This is a genomic window from Porphyromonas sp. COT-108 OH2963, from assembly GCF_000768895.1.
Taxonomy (GTDB): domain Bacteria; phylum Bacteroidota; class Bacteroidia; order Bacteroidales; family Porphyromonadaceae; genus Porphyromonas_A; species Porphyromonas_A canoris.
The window spans coordinates 91,810-113,701 of record NZ_JRAP01000006.1 but is presented as its reverse complement, the minus strand read 5'-3'; the positions used below and the strand labels follow the sequence as shown (position 1 = coordinate 113,701).

The window sequence follows — 21,892 nt, the reverse complement described above, 5'->3', positions numbered from 1 at the left end:
ACGTTTACCCATTTCATTTAATACGTTTACCGGATTCGATTAACGTGTTTAGCCAAAAACATTAAAATACTAAAAATCAATCATTTACGTATTTTAACCCTAAAAAGCCCCTAAAAAGGCGAATTTCTTTATTAGGAAACGTTTACAGACATGAATGTTAAAATTCACACGTATTAACGCGAAAAACGCCCATGAAATGGACTGAGAAAAAATTTTTTCCAAATTCGCGATTTTTCATAATCACAGTATTATCAACTCCTTATAGAGGAAAAATCTCTTTTTGCTCTTGAAACAGGAGAGCCGACGAAGCCATTCAAGAGAAATGTCGGGACTCCATTTTTATATAAAAGTTCCCGACAAAAAAGGTGCTTTTATAGGGGTACGGTTACTCCAAAAGAGTACCGATACCTTTGATGATCCACATCAACGCACCCACGATATTGAGCGACACTTCCGGAGCAGCTTTATTGGTTATCGGGTTGTATCGGTATGCCACTCCCAGCTCAACCGGTCCGCAGCCCGGAATATTGTAGCCCAAACCGCCCCCAAGAACGGGTGAGTAGAGCAGCCCGTAACGTTGAGGGAAATATCCGGGTAGAGAAGTGAAAGAGCTTGCCGCCGATCCGTAGAAATAGACTCCGGCATCCATGGTGTACTGAAGCCTTAGACCTCCGTAAAACTCACGTCCGGAAAACTGCGATGCATACGGAAGCGTGAAAAAGGAAGCACCTCCGTCAAGGTTGAGCCTGAGGTTTTGCGTGAGGAGGATTTGGGAATGAAGTCTGGGATTGATATAGGTCTGCCCCATGTAAGAGCCGAGCGCAACACCTCCCGTAAGTATCCACTTCTCCGTGGGAGTGTAGCTAAGGCCGGAGTAGATCTCTCCAAACTTTTGGTGTGTAGGAAGATGAAAAGAGGAGAGTAGCCCCATGGAGAGATAGTTGTTCCAAGAAAGATCTTTGCGTAGCTTGAGATCAATGCCGATGGTACGGGAGTCGTGCCGGGTGTTAAAGGCATCTTTCCATTGATGGCTTGAGGCATGCGATTCGAGCCGGAAGCCATTCCAGTCCACCTCCAAAAGTTTAGGGCTGTTGAGCTGAAAGTTGAAAGCCGGAATGCCAAACTGAGAACCGGAGAAGCGTCCCTGCATTGGTCTTCTCCCCTCTTGCTTTATGCCGGCAATATCCACAGTGGGCCGGATGTCGTCTATCTGCTTCCGAACCTGTTTCAGAAGCGCGTCCTCCAGATCTTTAGGGAGCTTGTTGCCCACAATGCCTTTGCGTTTGAGAGTATCTGTCGGTATAGAACTGTCCGTCTGGGCCGCTGCGGTAGTAACGATAAAAGTCATCGCAAGCAAGACCAAACAGATGAATGGTTTCGGGAAAGGGCTACACTTCATCACTTGTAAGAGTTATTCTCTATTGTATATGGATGCAACTTATCGGTTCAAAGGTAGAAAAATATAAGTTGAACGGCAATGACAACAATTATAAATAAGCACTCTTTTCACATTCAAGAAGTTAAATATAAAAAAATCCTCCCCGGAAGAGGACGCTGTCTGTGTCCCGACCGGAGAGGATATGCTCTTGCTTCATAAAACCTCTACTTATGGAGGCAGGATATTACCTCACATCTTTCACCTTGATGATGATCTTCCTCTGCACTCCTTCCCCTACAAGCGGAGAGTGGGGGTCTTCGGGAAAAACGATGGTAAGCGTCCCCACGGGCATCGGCAGCGTAAGAGCCGGAGTGTCTTCCCATAGAAGATAATCGCCTTCCGCATCATAAGGCTGACGGATGCTCTTACAGAGGTCTTCCGAACTCCAGCCCATACTTTCATCGAACCTCAACGGCACATGGATGTCTATGTACTCCCGATGCTGCTCCATAGGGATAAGTCTGTCGGGAGACATAGCTACCTCTGCGACGTTGGCGTATATGTTGTCCCCGTCTATCTCGTTTCGTCCCGTAGGCAGAGCGGACAGATCGGTGCTTCTAAGCCAACCGGCTACCGCCTCGAAGTGCGGATTCAACGGAAAGTATCTTTCAAGCTGTTCTAACGTTGTGATAATCATGTTTTGTAAAAAGTGATGAGGTTAGAAATTTTCGCTCTTCATGTCTACATACTTAGGGCGAAGGATGGTGATCTGTAGCAGTAGTGCCACCAGGACGATACCGGCAAGCATGGCAAATCCAAGCCCTAAGTTGCCCTCTCCGGTCCATGCACCGAGTACCTGAGTAATGAGTGCGCCGGAAAATACTCCTACCATGTTCATGAAACCATAAGCGGTAGAGCGAAGGTTATCCGGGACAAACTGGCAGAGGATAGGCATATTGTTGGCATCGAACATACCGTATCCCACCCCGAAACATAGGGCTGCACCGATGATCGTAACCATACCATGCCCCAAACCTAAGAAGATAAGCGCAGGGATGGTGAGTGCCAAACCTATGGCTCCGATATAGACACGCCCTCTGAGATTGCGCTGTACCCAACGGTCGCTAAGCATACCGCCCACAATGACACCGACGAAAGAAGAGAAGGCGATAGATATAGTGCTCAACGGTCCGGCGTGTTGCATGTCTATGCCAAGGCTGTCTCGGAAAAGTGTCGGCAACCAGTTTTTGGTAGCCCATCCGGGTAGGCTCGGTGCGGCAAAGTAGATGAGGATAACCCAGAAAGCGACATTGCCGAACAGTCTTTTCAGTCCCTTACCGAACGGAATGGCATCAGGATTGGTAACAGCACTTTTCTGTCCGATGGCTGAAACCTCTCTCTTGTCCCGAAGAGCCATGGCAAGCACAAAGGCATAAACGACTCCGGCAAGACCGAAAGAGATAAACGTGGTCTGCCAACTGAAGTGATGCGCCACCGTAGCCCCAAAGCCACCCAATGCCTGCCCCATGTATAGACCGGTCATGTGTATTCCCACGGCAAGAGAGCGTGTCCGCCCGGTGTGGTACTCGGTGATGAGAGCTAGTCCAGCAGGAATATAGAGAGCTTCGCTGATGCCCATAATGGCACGAAGAACAAAGATCGTATTGTACGAAGAACTCATCCCCATAAGGAATGTAACGGCAGACCAGACAAGGAGACTGCCTACAATGAGCCATTTCCTACTCATGCGGTCGGCTATGACTCCCGCTAAAGGACTCATAAGACCATATATCCATAGGAAAACTGCCATGAGATAGCCAAAATACTTAGGGTCTTGAAGCTCGGATATATCCACCTTCATGCTGTCTGCCATAGTGGATAACATCTGTCTGTCAAGGTAGTTGAGCAGAGCCACAACCCAAAGGAGTGCGACCACTATCCAGGGATATATCTTTCCTGTGATCTGTTTTGATGTTGTCATAAGAGTATAATGTCTGTGATATAAGCATTAGGGCCGCCCCTTCTAACGGCAAAGACCGAAGGAGCGACCCTAAAGTTAGTCATATTCTTATCTTATTCGTACCCTTCGGTTTGCTTGATAAACTCAGGGTCTTCTGCTATCATTTCTCTGGAGATAGGATAGTAGATGAGGTGTTTTTTGTTCTTGTCGAGCTTCTTGACATACTCAAACACAAGATCATCTCCTGCACGAACAAGATCCCACCAACGCTTGCCTTCTCCGATGAACTCTTTCAGACGCTCATCCAATATGGCTCGCTTGCCTTGAAGCTTGTCTCCATTGTGAACATACTTCTCGAAATCGCTCTCCTTTGCAGCACGTTGGCGCACTTGGTTGATCTCTGCTGAAGGATCTTCTCCAAGCTGATTCTTCGCTTCCGCAAGTAGGAGCAGAGCATCGGCATAACGGTAGATCGGAATATTTTCGTAGTACTTACGAGATCCGTCGCTCTCCAATACACCCATGAACTTAGCGAGGATAGCACCGCGATAGTTCTTTTCATCCTTAAGATTCTTCGGGTCATACTCTCCCTGTTGAGAGAAGAAGAGGATGAAAGTATCCTGTCTCTTGTCCGGTGTCGAGTAGAGCTTTTCTATAATATCAAAGGAAACACCGTTTCTGTTGTGTCCGTTGAACTTGTACTTCTCAAGCTTTTCACCATTCAAATCCACAAAGTTGGCAACGTCTGTGTTACGTGCCGTAAACGTGGAGTAGAAGTGTTGAGCCTGATCTTGTTGGTAGTCTATCGTGAAGATAAACTCCTTATTGCGTTCATTGGAAAGACCCCAAAGGCTTTCGTAAGAAACCAAAGAGTAACCCTCTATGGCAGATAAAGCTTCTTTCGCAGCACGGAAGTCTGCATCTCCACCGCCTAATACCTGACCCTTCCAAAGGAGAGCATCGCCTTTGAGCATAAGAGTGGCAGCTTTTGACCAATACACTTGGTTGTTTTTCCACTTACCGTTTGTGCCGGCATAAAGCTCCAAAGACTTTTCGATATCCTTGAGGATAAGAGCCATAACATCCGCTTTGGGCGAACGTGCTCTACGCAGTTTGGAAACATCCTTAAGCTGCTCTTCGTTCAGAGGCTCGGTAGTGATGATGACATCTCCCCACGCTTTAAGCATGGTGTAGTAGATAAAAGCACGCATACCGTAAGCCTGCGCCATCATGTTGGAACGCTCAGACTCGTTGCCGAATGGCGCTCTCGGTGCATTGGTAATAAAGTCATTCAACTGGTGGATATAGCCATAGAAGCCAGCCCAATTGGTAAAGACGGTATTCGTTGCATTGAAATCGTTATCGATGAGTATCTGATTTTGGGCAGACTCTGTGGTTATACCACCCCAAATATCCGATCTTGCTTCTCCCATTAAATAGAATGTCGATACAAAATTTCTGAACTGCGCAGCCAAACCAACGTGTGCGCTTCGTACTCCTTCTTCTTGTTCCCAAAATCCGTTGTACGTAAGTTCTGATTTAGGCTTGAAGTCCAAGTTACAAGCCGTAGCGATGACTGCAATCAGAAGTGTATATATATACTTTTTCATATTTTAATCAGTCTCAAAAGTTAGAAAGTAAGATTTAGACCCAAGGTGAATGTCTTAGGAAGCGGATACCTTCCGGTATCAGATCCTCTGGCTTCTTCCGGGATGCTACCGGAATACTTGGTAAAATAGTGCAGGTTAGCTCCTGTAATATAGAATCTCGCATCTTTGATAAGCTTGTTGAAGATAGGCTTACCAAGGGTATAGCTGAGTGTTACTTCACGTAGAGCAAGATAGTCGCCCTTTTCCAATGTTCTTGTAGAGCTGTTCACGAAGTCTCCTTGGTCGGAACCTGCCGCAAGGTGATTCTTTTGCGGGTCGGTAAATCCGTAACGAGGGATATTGGAATCCGGGTTGGTAGGAGACCATGTATCTTTAATCTCCACAGGGCCATTCTGATTACCTTGTGTCTGAGCCAATCCCTTCATACGGCGACCGTTTACAAGATAGTGTCCTACGGCAAAGTCCGTCTTCACATAAAGAGAGAAGCCTTTGTAGTTAAGGTCAGTAGAAAGACCTCCGACAAGCCATGGAGTAGTACGTCCAACCACTATGCGGTCGCGGCTATCTATGATATTGTCTCCATTAAGGTCTTTCCAGCGAGTGTCTCCCAAGAAACGTTTGGTCTTGTTATAGGCAAACTCCACTCTACGATCCTTGTGTTCGTCAAGTTCGGCTTGTGTTTTATATACGCCGTCAAAGACATAAGCAGTAACAAGATCGTAGCCGAGGCGTTCTCCTTCTTGTAGTCCTCCCACGTAGATAGTCTTTGTAGGATCGTTAGGAGACCAGATCTCTCTACCACCTTGTCTGTTCTTATCGAGACCATTATTCGGAAGAGACTTTGCGTAAGACTTAACAGACGCAAAATTGGCGTTGATGTTCCACTTGAAATCCTTGGTCTTGATTGCTTCTGCATTGATTTGCAGCTCGAATCCCCTGTTTTGAAGCGTACCGTTGTTGGTCTTAATGCCTGAGAAACCTGTCCATATAGGAAGCGTTTGGTCTGCCAACTTATCCATAACATCACGTATGAAGAAGTCTCCGATCAAGGTAATTCTGTTGTTGAACAATCCTAAATCAAGACCGGCATTAAGTGTAGTAGATCTTTCCCAACGAAGTCCGAGGTTTGGAAGAGCTGTATTGACATATCCCTTTTCCGAGTTGTAAGTGTTTGTCAAGCTGTACAAACCTTGAACCGTATAGTTGCCAAGAACGTCGATGTTACCATTAACACCATAGCTCAAACGTGGCTTCACGCGAGAAAGGTAGCGGACAAGAGACTCGTTTTCTCTGAAGAACTGTTCGTTGTGAAGGTTCCATCCCACAGAAACACCGGGGAAGAAGCCGTACTTGTTCGTACCCAAACGAGATGTTCCATCGTAGCGGAATGTGAAGCCGAACAGATAACGGAAGTCGTAGTCGTAGTTCACTTGTCCGAAGATAGAAGCAATAGCATACTCTGTTTTTGAAGAAGATGGTTTGCCGGAAGCCTCTGCACCTGCATTCATGGTGTGGATAAGGTCTGTCGGAGAAAGTCTTGTAGAAGCATCGAAGGCAAATCCGGAGTTGATGAAATACTCTGACCCTAAAAGGGCAGCTACGTTGTGCTTGTCGAAGAAACGGTCTCGATAGTTTGCAAGAGCCGTAAACTGGTTACGCAACAAACGGTTATGTCCGACCGAAGATGTTCTGTCTGTTCTGAGTGTTCCACCTTCAAGATAAGCCTTGTTGAAGGCCTCGTCGGAGTCGTTTACCGTAAAGTGGCTGCCCTTTGCAGTCAATGTGATCTTATCCGTAAGATTGTAATCCAACTGAACATTCGCACTCAAGCGTTGTTCCAGGTTGGTTGCGGGGAACTTGTCATGGTAATAAAGCGGGTTACCGAAGTTGTAGCTTGTTCCCGGATGCGGTTTATCCGAGTCTGTTCCATCCGGATTGGTGTACCAGATACGAGTGGTCGGAGCCATACCGGCAGAACGTTGGAACAGCTCGTATATTCCGGTATAAGGGTTGTTCAAGTTGGAATGTGCATAAGCCACACTGGAAGAAACCTTGATTCTGTCCGTAATCTTATAAGAGCCGTTAAATGTTCCGGATACACGCTTAAAGCCCGACCCTACAACGAGACCCTTATCATCCAAAAGACCAAGACCGAGATAGTAAGTCGCTTTATCGTTACCACCGTCAAAAGAGAGCGTATAGTCTTGAGCGTAGCTGTTTTGATAGAAGAGCTGAGAGTGGTTGTTCGCCTGGAAGATCAGCTTCTTGGTCGGATCCAACGGGTCTTCGATAGAAGTCCAAGTACCTTTACCGAGAAGGTGTTCATTCTCCGGAGTGAGATACATGGTTGTATAGATGCTGTTGGTTGCGTTGTTTCCAACACCGGCACCATTACTTCCGTTCAAGAATGCAGAGAAAATCTTCGGGTCGTTACGAACAATCTGAGTGTCCTTTATCGCCAAACGGTTGAAGCGAACATAGTCCTCGGCATTCAAATAAGTCATCGGGTCTACCGGACGATTGTTAAAAGTGTACTTGGTACGAAAGACTATGCTGGAGCGTCCTGCCTTACCTTTCTTGGTGGTAACGAGGATAACGCCATTTGCCGCACGAGCACCATAGATAGCGGTAGAGGCAGCATCCTTCAACACTTCCATAGACTCGATGTCGTCCGAATTGAGTGCGTAGAATGAGCTTGGCACTCCGTCCACAAGGATAAGAGGTGCGCCGGAACCATCGAAGCTGGTACCACCACGCAATACCATGGAAGGAGTAGAACCGGGTTGCCCTGTATTTTGAGTTACCTTAAGACCCGGAATAGTTCCTTGCAACGCTGTGGCTGCATTCGATCTGGGTGCACTCTCCAATACTTTTGTGTCGAGCTTCGATACGGAAGTGGTCATCTGGGCACGCTTCTGCGTAGAGTAGCCCGTTACGACCACTTGGTCCAACACCGTGGAGTGTTCCTTAAGAACAACGTTGATGATCGTGCGTCCGTTAACACGTTCCTGCTGTTCTTCCATTCCGGCGTATGTAAATCTCAAAACGGCATCTTTGGCAACGTTTTCGAGCTTAAACTCTCCTTTCACATTCGTGTACATACCACGAGCAGTACCCATCACACGGACAGTAACGCCCGCCAATGGTTCTTTGTTTGTGCCTACCACTGTTCCCGACACGGTAATACCCTGTGCATAAAGGGAAAGAGGAAGGAGCATGAGCAGCATGAGCAACATGCTTCGGAACGCATGATGCGTGCATTTAATCTGTTTCATGATCTTGCAAAAATTATTGATTTGAATTAAACAGTATTTTTATGTCTTTTCTATTGCTTACTTATCTCATCGCACAGAAGCGATGCCTTTACCAACATTCTGGGGATATGGAACGGTCCCTTGAAGATATTTCCCTTTGCAGGCTGTGCCACCGTACCATCGCGATGCAGATAGCCGTACCACTCGCCATACTCTTTATCGGGGAAGTGTGCGTATGTCCAGTCGTGTACCTTCTTGTGCCAGTCGAGATACTTCCTATCACCTGTCAGCTTGTAAGCATAAAGCAGGGCAATGATTGCCTCCGTCTGAGGCCACCAGAACTTCATGTCCTGAGAGTAGTCCTGATGAGGGAATCCCTTGGCATCTTTGAAGTTGATGATACCACCATACTCCTCATCCCATCCCCACACCAAAGCATCATCGAGAATGGTAAGCCCGAACTCTTTCATCTCCTCTGCGATGGAGAGTTGTGGGAACAATGCTGCCGCTTCCATAAGAAACCATGCCGTCTCTATGCAGTGTCCCGGATTGATGGTGCGCCCCATGCAGCTGTCTATCATCGTTCCGTCGCGGTTTACAACCTCCAGCAGCGTGCGGTACTCCGGTTTATAGAGTTTGTTCTTTATCAGATCGAACGAAGTGCGAACCTGTTCCGCAAGAGCCGGATCGTCCGAAACATCGCTTATGACACCTGCCACACCAAGCATTATCATTGTGGGGCTGTGTCCTATGCAGTCCATCACCGGAAGATATTTCGGTTCCAAAATACCAGGAGTAGATAGCCACTCCTGCATCTTCTTGAACAACCTTACCGCTTTCTCCGCATACTCCCGATCTCCGGAAGCCTTGGCATACTCTGCAAAAGCGATTGCGGCGAACGACTCGCTGAATATGTATCTTCTCTTTCTCAGGGGAGTTCCGTCTGCCATCACTTCAAAGAACATCCGTCCATCCTTATCGAAGCAGTGCGCTTCCAAGAAAGCGATGATATGTTTGGAAGCATCAAGCCACTCCTGCCTTTTCTCTATATTATTATAGGCATAAGCAAAAGAGAATGCTCCCCTTCCCTGAAACCAGACAGACTTTGTACCATCCATCAGTGTGCCGTCTCTGTCCACACAGGTATATATCCCTCCGTGAACACGATCCAGACCATATTTTAGCCAAAAAGGAAGTATATCCTCCTTCAACTGAGAGGAATAAACCTCTCTATACTGCTGTATCTCCATTTTCTACTCCGTTACAGCTTATTGCAGTGAGTAAAAAAGTCTATGGCTTCAAGATCTGCAAGAAGCTGCTTCTCTTCTTGTTCCGTTACGTTACGGAATGGAGTTCTGTTCGGACCGAGATCAAGCCCGATAAGCTTCATGATACGCTTTCCGCCCACAATGTTTCCTCTGTACTTTACAATGACATTGATCACATCCTGAGCATAGTTTTGCAAGCGACGAGCCTCTGCAATGTCTCCCTTTTTCCACGCTTCTATGATACCCACAAGGCATCTGCCGTTGTAGTTGGTAGTACCACCGATACCGCCTTGCGCACCTCCCATGACAAGAGAAGAGAGGATAGTCTCATCCTGACCATGCAGCATATCATACTTTCCGTCCTTGTAGAGCATACACTGGTTGTATTCGTAAAGGCTCTCGAAGGTGTACTTGATTCCGGCAAACGTAGGCACTTCCACCTCCATCTGCTTGATAAACTCCAACATAGGCAGGAATGCTCCGTTGAATGCAGGGATATGATAATAGTAGAAAGGAAGCTCCGGTGCTCCGGCAGCTATCTCCTTGCAGTACTGTACCAGCTCTTCCACTCTGCCGATCTTCGGAAATGGAGGTGCCATGGCACCGATACCGAACGCGCCGATCGCTTGGGCATGTTCCGCCAATCTGCGACTGCTCTTCACGCAAGTGGATCCGACGTGTACAATCAACTTGAAATCGTCCCACTTTATGGCAGATTTCCAAGCATCCGCAAGCTGGATGCGCTCTTCTTCCGTAAGCATATAGCCCTCGCCGGAAGAGCCATTGATGAAAACACCTGAAAGTCCGTTCTTATGCAGCATCTCTGCATAAGCCGGGATCTTTTCGTAGTTCACTTCGTGCGTATCCTTGTGGAACGGTGTAAATGGAGCATCTATAAGCCCCTTTATTTTCTCAAAAAACATGGTAATAAAGTTTGTCTATTCTTCTATAAAAGGTGTATTCTCTCTTTGTGAAACCATTATGACGCAAAGATAAGTATAGTTTTTATTCAATCGTTATATTTTACCTCCCAATTTGAGAACAAACTTTGATTGTAAATTTTAATTAGTAAATATTTTAAGCCAAATCGAACACCATTATAGCCAGACAGCATATTTTCTAAAAATATAGACAGATAGAAGAGCAGAAAAAAGCGATTGGCAGAGAAGCAAATATCGGATAGAAATCGGGATAAACGTTAAGACTATTTGATTTTATCCCGTTTAGAAAATGAGTTCATAAGGTTCGGAAGTTCAAGTCAAGGCTTAAAGGTTGCGATTCAAACTTTGATTGATAAAAATCAAGGCTCGGTTTCTGTCCGTCACGCCGTGAAAATGAGATTTGAGCGGATTAAACCGAATTTATATCCCTGTTAAAACAATGTTCTTAAAGCAGTCGGCACAAGTTGGTCAAGCGGTATCTTTCCCCGAAAAAGCGACAAAAAAACCTTGAAAACAGAGTCTCGTCTCCTGCCTTCAAGGTTCATAAGAACAGCCGAATGGTTCCCGGCTACTTCTTTCTATTTTTTCTTTGGATGAAGTAGCGGATATTCCGCTTCATTCCACTCCATTTGGTGCGCGTGAGAGAGGTGCCAAAGAACATGTCTCCATACTCTTTCTCCTCCATTTTGGAGAGCATCTCCAGCGAAAGATCGAGCAACGACTCTTTGGGCAACAGCTCCAACTCCGTCGTCGGAGGTACGTTCTTGTTATAGGGACACACATCCAGACAGGTATCGCAACCCACAAGACGAGAAGCCATTTTGCAGTTGATCTCTTCGGGGATCTCTTCCGAGCGGTTTTCTATCGTCCAATAGTTGATGCACTTTCTGGCATCCAACGAAAAGGGAGACAAGGCTCCCGTGGGGCAGGCACGGACACAGCGGTCGCACTCCAAGCAGATGTCCGCTCCGGTATCGGGGAAAGAGAGTGCCTCTTTTCGAGGCAGATCGGTTACCCTTACGGAGGTAAGCAGAGATCCTATCACGCACCAAGAGCCCATGCCGGGTACTATCAGGCAGGTGTTCTTTCCTATCTGCCCCACCCCTGCACGTGCTGCCCAATATCTTTCGGGTATGGGTGCGGTGTCCGTTACACCCCTGTAAGTGTGGGGAAATCTCTGAGAAAGTTTTTCGGCAAGCATCTCTATCCGTTTTTTCAACACCTTGTGGTAGTCTCGCCCCAAGGCGTACTTCGTAATCTTCGGAGCGGATGCCGCCTGCTTCTGAAGAGGAGCGTAGCTCAGTGCGATGATGATAAGTGAGTTAGCTTCGGGCAGTAAGGCTTTGGGCGTTCGCCGTACATCTTCGTAGCGAGTCAGGTATTCCATATCCGCGTGTTGCCCTTCCTCTATCCAGCGATCGAAGCGCTGCTGATACCATGAATCCACATCGGGATTTTCCTCAAGGTCTATTACGCCGATGTTGAATACATTGATCTCCTCTGCCAGAGCTTTGAGGTCTGAAAAAGAAATGGTTGGGAAAGACATCTGTAACGCCTGATCTACCGGAAAAGAGAGAATGTGTATCCCTCCGAAAGAAGAAAGTCTATGGCTTTAGGCAGGGCATATCTCAGATTTGCCTCGCTTTTGATGGAGTCGTGAAAGACAATGATAGAGCCGTTCTGCACGTACTTGCGGACGCTTTCGAGTGTTCCCTCCGGAGTCTGACACTTGCTGTAATCTCGTGTAACGATGTCCCACATCACCATCTTATATCTCCTCCTAAGACGGAAAAACTGACTCCATCTGAGGTGTCCGTGAGGAGGTCGGAAGAGAGAGGTGTTGAGCCATCTGTCTGCCTTCTCCGTATTTTCGATGAAAGCATTGAAGCCCACTTTCCAGCCCTGCAAGTGATTGAAGGTGTGGTTACCGATGTCGTGCCCTTCCGCTTTGACCTGTTGGAACACCTCCGGATATTTCCGGACATTATCCCCTACACAAAAGAATGTTGCCTTTACTCCTTTCTCTCTAAGCACGGAAAGCACCCAAGGTGTAACCTCCGGTATGGGTCCGTCATCGAATGTAAGATAAACGACCTTCTTGTCTCTTTGAGGAAGACGCCACAATGCGCCAGGGAAAAGGGCACGATAAAGCCGGGGAGGATGTTCGACCAAGGCCGTACACCAAGCAGGCCACATCCCTTTACGTCTACGAGTTTCCACCGAAATAGCTGAGATATTTAAGAACGTCCGGCTCTATGGACTTGTAGTATTCCTCGTTATAAATCTTGCTGATACGAGCTATCGTGGTTGAGACAAGCAGGGCTTCGTCTATCTCTCTTGAGCTTCCGGTCTGTCCATCGATGGATTGCGAAGCCGCCCAACGCAGAATATCAAGAGAGCGGGATACCATCTCTTTGGAGAGAGCAAGTGCCTCTTCTTCCATGCCTGCATTGTAAAGCGCATCCACCATCGGGATAGAGGTGCGTGTGTGCGGTATCACCTCAGCCGGCAACACCTGCAAGCCTTTCTTGAGAACCTCTTGAGCACGAACGGTATCGCCCTTTGCCACCAAGGCATTGGCAAGTACGGCAAACACTTCTGTCCTGTATCCTTCAAACATTCGTCTCGCATTCTCATCCATGTAGACGCCTTTGCGATCCGCGCCACCCCATCTGAACTTGTTCATGACATTGTCATACATTCTCTCCGTATCCACTTGGGTGGCAATGCTGTCGCCTGCACGGAAAGGAAGTACCCTGTATGCAAGACCGGTCTGACGGAAGTACGGCTTCATGCCAACGTATTCACTGTCCGGTACGGTAGTGCAATAGTAGATGGGACGTTCAAAGTTGTTGTTCGCCATGATATTCAATATCACACTCTCGTGCTTACCTAAAAGCTGTTTCTCTTTCATGTTGAAGATCATCTTTCGAGAGGTCGGAATGAATGCGGTATCGGCAAAATAGATTGCACCCTTGCGGATCAGATCATCCGGATCATATTGTAAGCTGAATGTTTCGGTAGGGATATAGTCTATCTGACGATTGACATTCGGCAATGTTTTATTCTTCGGATCTGTGCTTGTGGCAAAATCGAGAGCCTTGTCGAGCGCAACGGTGTCTTGCAGGATAGGCACCACATAAATCACGGAGAGCTTCTCCCCGGCATACTGATTCGGATGCCAGCTTATCGGAAGCGCTTTACTGTCGTACATATCCTTCTTCATCTGATCCACGTACCAGTCTGCTTGCAAGTACGAAGTATTACATACCCTGAGGTCTCGACGTACTCCTTCCACCTCTTGAGCGTACCAAAGTGGGAACGTATCGTTGTCTCCGTTACAGAAGATTATGCCATTGGGCTCGCAAGATTCGAGATAGTTGTATCCGAAATCCGAAGCCAGCGTACGCCCATGCCTGTTGTGGTCATCATAGTTCTGCGCAAAGACAAGAGCCGGAACGAACATACAGAGCAGCGTTGCTATGATCGGAGCTTTCTTGCTTTCTGTTCCCTTGAAAACGTAATAGTCTATAATCTCACTGATATATGCCACTCCGAACGCAATCCAAATAGAGAAAGCGTAGAAAGAAGCGGCGAAAGTATAATCTCTTTCACGCACTTGGTAAGGCGACTGATTGATGTACAGGATAATGGCCAAACCTGTCATAAAGAAGAGCATGAATACGATAAAGAGTGTTTCCAAGCTCTTCGGACTCTTGGACGCATTCCTCGAAACGAGCAGGAAGAATATACCCAGCAGACCCAAAAGGAACGGCAGCATGAAATACTTGTTCTGTCCCTTGTTCTGCTTCATGTGCTCCGGCATGCTGTCCAGATCTATACCGAGCAGAATGTTATCCAGCGGAGTGATACCGGTGATCCAGTTTCCTCTTGTCGCTTCACCCTGTCCGGCAAGGTCATTTTGCCTTCCGCTGAAGTTCCACATAAAGTATCTCCAGTACATGTAACCCACCTGATAACGGAAGAAATAGGTAAGATTGTCTCCAAAAGTAGGCACCACCACGGTCTTCATCTGCCCACCATCGTTCACGCTCATCGTTCTTCCCTTGTGGTCGCTCCACATTTTGTAACCTTGTGGAAAGTGTGCCTGCGTGCTGTTAAAGACACGAGGGAAGAGCATATTCATATCCGATCTGTATACCGGCTCCTGTACTGTCAGTTTTTCGTAGCGGTCTTTGTCTGTCTCGGAGCTCTTTGAAGCGCGCTGCCACTGTACCGACTCTTTGAACTTAGTGGAGCCGTCGCTGTTTCTTTCCGGCAAAGACGCATAGGTTTTACCGTAAAGATGCGGAGTGGATCCATACTGCTCACGAGAAAGATACCTCTTCAAAGTAAAGACATCTGACGGATTGTTCTGATTGAGTTGAATATCCGAATTGGCACGGATAAGGATTACCCCATAAGTGGATACACCGACAAAAAACACCGCAAGGCAGAGCATTGCCAGATTCATCAGCTTTGAGGTGAAAGAGGGACGGGTAAATGCCCACCATGCGATAAGCACAATGATAAGCACCGGCACTATCCAGCTGCTTCCCATGAAAGGGATACCCATCAGGATCACCACAACAAGGAAGATTGCCTGCATCAATCGTCTTCTCGGTTCGATGCGAATACTCTCCACATAACCCACGATGAGCAGCAGAGAGAGCACTATCAGATAGAGGATAAGACCGCTGTTGAACGGCAATCCCAAGAGGTTCACGGTAAACAGCTCAAACATTCCTGCCACAGCCGGAGCACCCTGAACGATACCGAACATAACGATGGCGATAAGCGCAAAAGAGCCCAACAGAGCCCCGATAGAGCCTTTGAAGGTAGGGTTAGGAGATCTCTTGTAGTAGTAGATAAGCCCCATCGCCGGCAAGCAAAGCAGATTGAGCAAGTGTACTCCGATGCTAAGCCCCATCAGGTAAGCGATACCCACAATCCAGCGATCCGCCGTACTGCTGTCCGCAGCCGCTTCCCACTTGAGCATGAGATAGAATACAAGCGCCGTAAAGAGGGAAGAAAAAGAGTAAACCTCTGCCTCCACCGCGCTGTACCAGAACGTATCGGTAAACGCATAGAGCAGAGAACCCACCAGGGCAGACCCTAATGCCACATAGCTCATATAGCCTCCCATGCGACCCTCAGCCTGCTCCTCTTCCGAGCGCACAAAGCATCGGCGCACGAGGTGAGAGATACTCAAGAAGAGCAGCATCACGGTAGCCCCACTCATCAGCGCGCTCACCGTATTGGCTGCAATGGCTACATGATTGGAGCCGATGGGAAGAATGGTAGAGAAGAAGTTGTACACCAACATATAGAATGGTGCTCCGGGCGGGTGTCCGACCTCCAAACGGTCGAAAGTGGTAATGAACTCCGGACAGTCCCAAAGGCTGGAACTCTTCTCCATAGTCAGTATATAAACAATAGAAGAGAGTAGCATCACCACCACTGCTCCTATCATCTCTATTCTCTTGAATATCTGTTGTTTCATACTTCTGCTGTTTTTACTACGTTTCAGAGTAGTTTAGCCGCAAAGTTAATCATTTTGACGCATTTGGTACATCTATTCTCCGTTTATGCCTCTCCCTTTCCCCTTTTCTTCCATTCGCCTCTCCTCAAAAAAGTCAAAACCATGTCCCGATTTCCCGACCGCAACAGAGCATTTGAGGTGGGAGCTTTTATATAAAAACGGATGCCTGAAAACCTCTCCGAAAAGATCGTTCCGAAATCCGATTTTTGAACTCAAAGGAGAAGAGAGACTTGTAAACATCATGTTTTCAACCTAATACGAAAAATCTCAAATTCGGAAAAATTTTTTCTTCAGTCCGTTTCATGGGGCTTTTTCGCGTTAATTGGTGTGAATTTTAACACCCTTTCCTGTGAACGTTTCCTAATAAAGAAATCTGCCTTTTCAGGGGCTTTTTAGGGTAAAAATACATAAACGATTGATGTTTAGCGTTTTAATGATTTTAGCTAAACACGTTAATCGAATCCGGTAAACGTGTTTAATGAAATCAGTAAACGTGTTCATTGAAAAATTAAACACGTTAAGCCGAAAAAATATGCTCGTTTAGCGTTTTGGCTTAACAGCTATCGGAATTTGTGTTAATAGAATGGGGCAGATTTAACAATTCGGTCGCGCTCTGAAAACGACCCCTCCGAGCAAAATAAAGAGACCGAAAAAAGTGAGCATTTTTCGGGATGGAATATATAAAAACAGAGTTGAAGAGGGAGGTATAAGGCATGCTTCGGAGCATAAAAAATGATCCCGAAAAGAGCATCTCTTTCCGGGATCATTCCATAACATATCGTTCGGAAGGTGTCCTACCTGTAAATCTTCTTGGGATCTACCACAACCACCTCTCCAAGCTTTGCAAGAGCTTTCATATCGAGCTTCTTAGGATTGCCCACTACGACATAAGCCCTCGGATGACTCTGCTGTAACTTCTCCGATATATACCGGGCAAAGTCCGATCGATCCACGTCTTCTATCCGGTTCAACAACCATAGAGCCGGATCTTCATCGAATCCGCGTCTTACGGCTCTCACCGCCGTCTCACTCTTTTTACGGAATGTAGGATAATTGTTGGATGCGGCACTTCTTAGAGCTTCTTGTGCATACTCTATCCGTCCTGCATCATCGGGCTTCACGTTCAGTAGGGAGTCCAGTAGCAGCAAAGCCTCCGTAGCTTTGTCTCCTTGTGTGGAGAGATGCGCCTCCAATATGGTTGCTTTGCTTGTCTGAGAACGTTTGGAGGGGAGATAGCTCACGGAGTATGCTCCGTATGCAAGCGATCTCAACTCGCGCACTTCTTGGAAAAGCAAAGAGTTCATACCGCCTCCCAGGTAGACTCTGTATAGTTCGACATAAGCACGCTCCTTGTCGCTCTCGAAAGGAGGAGCAAAGAGATAACCTTTGATAATGGTCTGCGTGCTCTTCTTGTCGGGCAAGATGTAGAGGTAGGGCTTCTCAGGCACAACGGCATCAAGGTCTATGGGATTGGCTGTCCGCTCTTCGACCTTATCCAAAGGCAGGTACTGCTTCAGCAGTGAAGCCACTTGCTCCGCAGACTCATTACCCACATAGTGGATGTCGCACTCTTTGGAGAGAACGCTTTTCAGCTCTCCCACAAGGCGGTCAGCTTTAAGAGCTTTTATCTCTTTTAGGGACAGCTGTGTTGCGTAGGTCGATTTATCTCCGAAGCGAACCCATTCGGAGAGCGCCTCACCCATATCTTGCGAAGACTTCAAGATGGCTTTTCGGGAGATTTTCTTATTCTCCACCAACTTCTTCAAAGCCTTCTTTTCTCCTTTCACATCGGTCAGGAAGTGTCCGAGAAGCTCAAGAGTCGGTTTCAGTTGCGCGTCAAACCCTCTCACGTTGATCGTAAAGGTTTCGTTGTATGCCTCGAAAGAGAGTGTCGCTCCAAGCTGTTGGAGCTTGTCCTTAAACTGATCGCTACCATGCCGAGACGTGCCCAGCAGAGAGAGATAGAAGGCAACCTGTTCGAGAACAGGGCGTTCGTAGACTCCGACCTGATAGTTCAGCTTGAGCGTGAACAGGTCGTTTATAGGATTCGCTCCCGTATAGAGCTTCACCAGATCGTTGCCCTCTATCACGCTTACCGGCTTGGCATCTGTCTCGAAATCGAGGAAACGAAGATCGCTGTTGCCTACCGGAAGTGTTTCGAGAAAGCGTGCAAACTCCGACTTAGCCCCCTTGTTGTGAAGAGGTAGAGGCGCAAAAGGAGGTTTCTGTATCCGGTCTTTGGGGTATCTGCCCGTCTTCTTGGAGACTTGCAGATAGTTTCCGGTGAAGTAGCGATTCACCACATCCACCACATCCTGCTTGGTAAGGCTGCGTACTCTCTCCAGCTTTTGGTGATGAGAAGACCAATGCTCTCCTGCGGCAAAGAGAGAAGCGTATGTCCTGCCTCTGCTTGTGAGATCTTCCAAAAGGGTTGTGTAGTCTTGCAACATCTCATTCTTGAGCTGTTGGAAGAGATCATCGCCAAACTCTCCTCTTTTGACCTGCTCCAAGATCTTTGTTGCCTCTTTCTGTGCAGAGGATATGGTGCCGAACGGAAGCTTTGGAACAAAGAAGATAGCCGCGGCTCCCATATCGTTCATATTGTTAAACTGTGCGCCGGCAGTCATTACCTTGCCCGTCCGATAGAGTTTATCCAAAAGCCCGGTCTCCCCTTTGTTGGAGAATATACGGATAGCAACCTCCATGGCAGCCTCATCTTCGTGTCCGCTTGGCACTCCTCGCCAAATGAGGACACGCCCCTGAATGAACGGTATAGGGAATTTGACGGAAAACTGCTCTACCCCATTGAACGGACGAGGCTGTTCGCACACCGGACGAGGCGGATTGCCGGGACGGATGCGCCCGAATGTCTTTTCCAAGACAGGAAGCACCTCTTTCTCCGAGAAGCTGCCGCAGAGGATAAGACCCATATTGCCTGCAACGTAGTACGTGTTGTAGAACTCCTCCATCTTCGCCAAGTCGGGCTTCTTGAGGTTCTCCGTACTTCCGATTATGGTGTACTGGTAAGGGTGTGGAGCGGCTACTCGTGCTATCACTCTGTCCATAGCCTCTCTTCCCATAGCATCGGAGTACATGTTCTTCTCCTCATAGACGGTCTCCAGTTCGCTTTGGAAAAGTCTGAATACCGGGTTGATGAGTCTCTCGCTATTGAGATAACACCAGTGCTCAAGGTATTGAGGAGAGAAGGTATTGAAGTAAGCCGTATGGTCCCAGCTCGTATAGGCATTCAGTCCGGAGCCTCCATACTTCGAGATGAGATTGGTAAACTCATTCGGGATAGCATATTTGGCTGCCTCTATGGATAGCGTATTGATGCGCTTCTGAATATCTTCGATCTCTTTCGGATCCGATGTTTCGCTCAGCAGGCTGTACTGTTTCTTGATTTCGTCAAGTAGCGGTTTCTCCTTCTCGTAATCTACCGTACCGATCTTATCCGTCCCTTTGAACATGATGTGTTCAAAGTAATGGGGAATACCGGTATTGGGAGAGTCTTTCGCACCGATACGTACAACGAGGGTGCCGATCACTTTGTTTTGGGAGTGATCCTCGTTGAGCCAGACGGTAAGACCGTTAGAGAGACGATGCTCTGTTACTTTGGAGTTTTGTGCATTCAGTGAGGGAATGGTCATAAGCAGTAGAAGTAAGACTTGCTTAACGCGCAAGGAGGAAGCGAATATCGTCTTCATGGCTCAACTCTTTAATCTCTTCTCCATACTTAAACAGGCGCATGGTGCGTTCTCCCAAGAGTTCGATTTTTTCTCCTTCCACCCATAGACGAGAGCCTTCACGCAGTCCTGCGACATACATGTGCGGATTAGCCTTGATGTATTCCAAGATACGCTGCTCTCTTGTCTCTCCTCCGTGACCGTCGGGATGAGCATCAAGATAGTGCGGATTGATTTGGAAAGGAATAAGATTAAAGGCACGGAAGCTCTCCGGTTCTACGATAGGCATATCGTTGGTCGTGCAGATGGTCGGACATGTTACGTTACTGCCGGCACTCCAACCGATATATGGCACTCCTGCCAATACCCTTTCGCGGATGGCTTGTATGAGTCCCATCTGTTGCATCATCCTGGTTAGCATAAACGTGTTACCCCCTCCCACGAAGATGGCAGACGCTTTCATGACGGCTTCTATCGGATTGGAGCAAGTGTGTATGCCCGTTACTTTCACACCGATAGCCGCAAGAGCATTGTTCACCTTAGCCGTATAAGCGTCATACTCTACGGTAACGCCGGCAAATGGAATAAAGATGATATTATCTGTTACTGCGCCAAGAAAACGCTTGATATCCTGTAAAGGTTTTTCGAGATAGCTCTCTCCGGGAGAGGCTGAATTGGAAATAAGAAGAAGTTTCATACTCTGTAGTTTTTATTGGTTTATATTCGTTTTACTCTTTCGATGCTTCTATCAAGGCATCCACAAGGCTCTCGATCTTGGCTTTAGACGGTTCGAGAGCCACGGTGTAGCCATGCTTTCTCAAAGCGTTGGATGTTTGCGGTCCTATGGAAGCCATCTTACACTTCTCCGCCCATGCTCTAAGGTCGTGCCTTTCTACCAGTGACGCAAAGTTTTCTACGGCAGAAGAGCTGCAGAAGAGTATCCAGTCCGGAACAGAGGAGTGCATCATCTCTATACGCTCACTGTAATACTCGATGGGGACATTATCGTACAGTGGCACGAAGCGACACTCTGCACCGAGGGCGTTAAGCTCTTCCACGAAAAGGTTTTTCGTCAGCAGAGAGCCGGAGACAAGTATTCGTTGCGAGCGGATTTCCGGATGCGTCTCCGCAAATGTACGTATAAAATGTTCTGTTTTATGGTATGGAGGAGTAAAGTCGGGCAGGAATCCGAAGTGTCCCAATGCCTCTGTGGTTACTTTCCCGATAGTGGCAAAGCGAAGATGAGACAGGATCCGGAAATCGACTTTTGCCTCTCGGAGTCTCTTAAAGAAAAGCTCCACACCGCTGACGGAAGAGAATATCACCCAGTCCGTACGGGATAGATCGGATAGTGCGGATGTGATCTCTTCGCTCTCTGTTACGGGAGCAACCTTCATGGTAGGCAGCACAAACACCTCCGCTCCATGCCCTTCCAACGTATCTGCCAGTGTGGACGACTGATTGTAAGAACGGGTAACAATGATACGCTTGCTTGCCAAACTGCCCGGCTTGACCCACTCATACGCATTGTGAAAATCCACGACATCTCCTATCACGATAAGACCCGGAGCGAGTGTCGAATAGTCTGCATAATCGGATGTAAAGGCATCCAGCCGGTCGCTGATGATTCTCTGCGTAGGCAATGTTCCCTCCGAAATGATCGCCATGGGGGTAGCAGGATCCATGCCTGCCTTAATCAAGTTTTCGGTAATAATGGGAGCGGTGTTGGTCCCCATATAGAACACCAATGTCCCTTTCATGCCTGCGAGAGCCTCCCAGTTGAGTTTCGGGACGCCGTGATGCTTGGAAAACCCGGTGATGAGAGAGACCGAAGTGGCGACACCTCTGTGTGTAACCGGGATGCCGAAGAAGGCAGGCACGGACACTCCTGCCGTTACGCCCGGCACGATTTCGTACTCCAATCCCGAAGCATGAACAGCCATCATCTCCTCTCCTCCTCTTCCGAAGACAAAGGGGTCGCCTCCTTTCAAGCGGAGGACGCTATATCCGGCTTGCGCTTTCTCTATCAATATATTGTTGATCTCCTGTTGCTTGAAGCAGATTTTACCGGAACGCTTCCCGACATAAATAAACTCCGCTTCCGGATTGGCATCATCCAGAATAGCCGGATTCACCAATGCGTCATACACTATAACGTCTGCTTCCTTTACCAGTTGGGCACAACGGACGGTCTGCAGCCCTATGGAGCCGGGACCTGCGCCTGCCAGATAGATCTTTCCTTTCTTTATCATT

At 47.6% G+C, this 21,892-nt stretch carries 13 protein-coding genes; all 13 read right to left on the bottom strand.

The genetic code is table 11. The annotated features are described in order from the left end of the window. Positions 1-385 precede the first annotated feature (385 nt). Positions 386-1,399: a hypothetical protein gene (locus tag HQ39_RS02460; RefSeq protein WP_036863383.1), complete on the bottom strand. Its 1,014-nt coding sequence runs from the start codon at positions 1,397-1,399 to the stop codon at positions 386-388. Between the two features lie 223 nt (positions 1,400-1,622). Continuing rightward, entirely contained in the window at positions 1,623-2,075 is a 453-nt protein-coding gene (locus HQ39_RS02455; RefSeq protein ID WP_036863381.1) for a YhcH/YjgK/YiaL family protein, read from the bottom strand. 21 nt (positions 2,076-2,096) lie between these two features. Beyond that, complete coding sequence (locus tag HQ39_RS02450; protein WP_036789631.1) at positions 2,097-3,359, bottom strand: MFS transporter; 1,263 nt, start codon at positions 3,357-3,359, stop codon at positions 2,097-2,099. Between the two features lie 92 nt (positions 3,360-3,451). Next, positions 3,452-4,948 carry a RagB/SusD family nutrient uptake outer membrane protein gene (locus HQ39_RS02445; RefSeq protein ID WP_036863378.1) on the bottom strand — a complete coding sequence of 499 codons (1,497 nt, stop codon included), beginning with the start codon at positions 4,946-4,948 and terminating at the stop codon, positions 3,452-3,454. Positions 4,949-4,968: 20 nt separating this feature from the next. Beyond that, positions 4,969-8,223 carry a SusC/RagA family TonB-linked outer membrane protein gene (locus HQ39_RS02440; protein ID WP_081965356.1) on the bottom strand — a complete coding sequence of 1,085 codons (3,255 nt, stop codon included), beginning with the start codon at positions 8,221-8,223 and terminating at the stop codon, positions 4,969-4,971. 50 nt (positions 8,224-8,273) lie between these two features. Continuing rightward, positions 8,274-9,452, bottom strand: a complete 1,179-nt coding sequence (locus HQ39_RS02435) for an AGE family epimerase/isomerase (protein ID WP_036789629.1) — start codon at positions 9,450-9,452, stop codon at positions 8,274-8,276. Positions 9,453-9,463: 11 nt separating this feature from the next. Continuing rightward, positions 9,464-10,393, bottom strand: coding sequence for a dihydrodipicolinate synthase family protein (locus HQ39_RS02430; RefSeq protein ID WP_036789626.1), 930 nt, complete (start codon positions 10,391-10,393; stop codon positions 9,464-9,466). Positions 10,394-10,979: 586 nt separating this feature from the next. After that, on the bottom strand, positions 10,980-11,957 hold the full coding sequence (queG, locus tag HQ39_RS02425) for a tRNA epoxyqueuosine(34) reductase QueG (protein WP_052079366.1): 978 nt from the start codon (positions 11,955-11,957) through the stop codon (positions 10,980-10,982). Between the two features lie 14 nt (positions 11,958-11,971). Continuing rightward, on the bottom strand, positions 11,972-12,607 hold the full coding sequence (locus HQ39_RS02420) for a polysaccharide deacetylase family protein (RefSeq protein ID WP_036789624.1): 636 nt from the start codon (positions 12,605-12,607) through the stop codon (positions 11,972-11,974). 10 nt (positions 12,608-12,617) lie between these two features. Then, positions 12,618-15,914, bottom strand: a complete 3,297-nt coding sequence (locus HQ39_RS02415) for a DUF2723 domain-containing protein (protein WP_052079365.1) — start codon at positions 15,912-15,914, stop codon at positions 12,618-12,620. Positions 15,915-16,747: 833 nt separating this feature from the next. Then, the gene (locus HQ39_RS02405) at positions 16,748-19,660 is read right to left on the bottom strand and encodes a M16 family metallopeptidase (RefSeq protein ID WP_052079364.1); all 2,913 of its coding nucleotides are present in this window, start codon (positions 19,658-19,660) and stop codon (positions 16,748-16,750) included. Continuing rightward, the gene (pepE, locus tag HQ39_RS02400; protein ID WP_036863373.1) at positions 19,626-20,336 is read right to left on the bottom strand and encodes a dipeptidase PepE; all 711 of its coding nucleotides are present in this window, start codon (positions 20,334-20,336) and stop codon (positions 19,626-19,628) included. The genes HQ39_RS02405 and pepE overlap by 35 nt, the downstream gene beginning before the upstream one ends. Positions 20,337-20,367: 31 nt before the next feature. Next, positions 20,368-21,891: a uroporphyrinogen-III C-methyltransferase gene (gene cobA, locus HQ39_RS02395; protein ID WP_036863370.1), complete on the bottom strand. Its 1,524-nt coding sequence runs from the start codon at positions 21,889-21,891 to the stop codon at positions 20,368-20,370. Position 21,892: the final 1 nt, after the last annotated feature.

Excerpts from the sequence above, each read along its gene's own strand:
- HQ39_RS02460 (WP_036863383.1), bottom strand. The coding sequence starts at position 1,399 with ATGAAGTGTAGCCCTTTCCCGAAACCATTCATCTGTTTGGTCTTGCTT.
- HQ39_RS02455 (WP_036863381.1), bottom strand. The coding sequence starts at position 2,075 with ATGATTATCACAACGTTAGAACAGCTTGAAAGATACTTTCCGTTGAAT.
- HQ39_RS02450 (WP_036789631.1), bottom strand. The coding sequence starts at position 3,359 with ATGACAACATCAAAACAGATCACAGGAAAGATATATCCCTGGATAGTG.
- HQ39_RS02445 (WP_036863378.1), bottom strand. The coding sequence starts at position 4,948 with ATGAAAAAGTATATATATACACTTCTGATTGCAGTCATCGCTACGGCT.
- HQ39_RS02440 (WP_081965356.1), bottom strand. The coding sequence starts at position 8,223 with ATGAAACAGATTAAATGCACGCATCATGCGTTCCGAAGCATGTTGCTC.
- HQ39_RS02435 (WP_036789629.1), bottom strand. The coding sequence starts at position 9,452 with ATGGAGATACAGCAGTATAGAGAGGTTTATTCCTCTCAGTTGAAGGAG.
- HQ39_RS02430 (WP_036789626.1), bottom strand. The coding sequence starts at position 10,393 with ATGTTTTTTGAGAAAATAAAGGGGCTTATAGATGCTCCATTTACACCG.
- queG (WP_052079366.1), bottom strand. The coding sequence starts at position 11,957 with ATGTCTTTCCCAACCATTTCTTTTTCAGACCTCAAAGCTCTGGCAGAG.
- HQ39_RS02420 (WP_036789624.1), bottom strand. The coding sequence starts at position 12,607 with ATGTGGCCTGCTTGGTGTACGGCCTTGGTCGAACATCCTCCCCGGCTT.
- HQ39_RS02415 (WP_052079365.1), bottom strand. The coding sequence starts at position 15,914 with ATGAAACAACAGATATTCAAGAGAATAGAGATGATAGGAGCAGTGGTG.
- HQ39_RS02405 (WP_052079364.1), bottom strand. The coding sequence starts at position 19,660 with ATGAAGACGATATTCGCTTCCTCCTTGCGCGTTAAGCAAGTCTTACTT.
- pepE (WP_036863373.1), bottom strand. The coding sequence starts at position 20,336 with ATGAAACTTCTTCTTATTTCCAATTCAGCCTCTCCCGGAGAGAGCTAT.
- cobA (WP_036863370.1), bottom strand. The coding sequence starts at position 21,891 with ATGATAAAGAAAGGAAAGATCTATCTGGCAGGCGCAGGTCCCGGCTCC.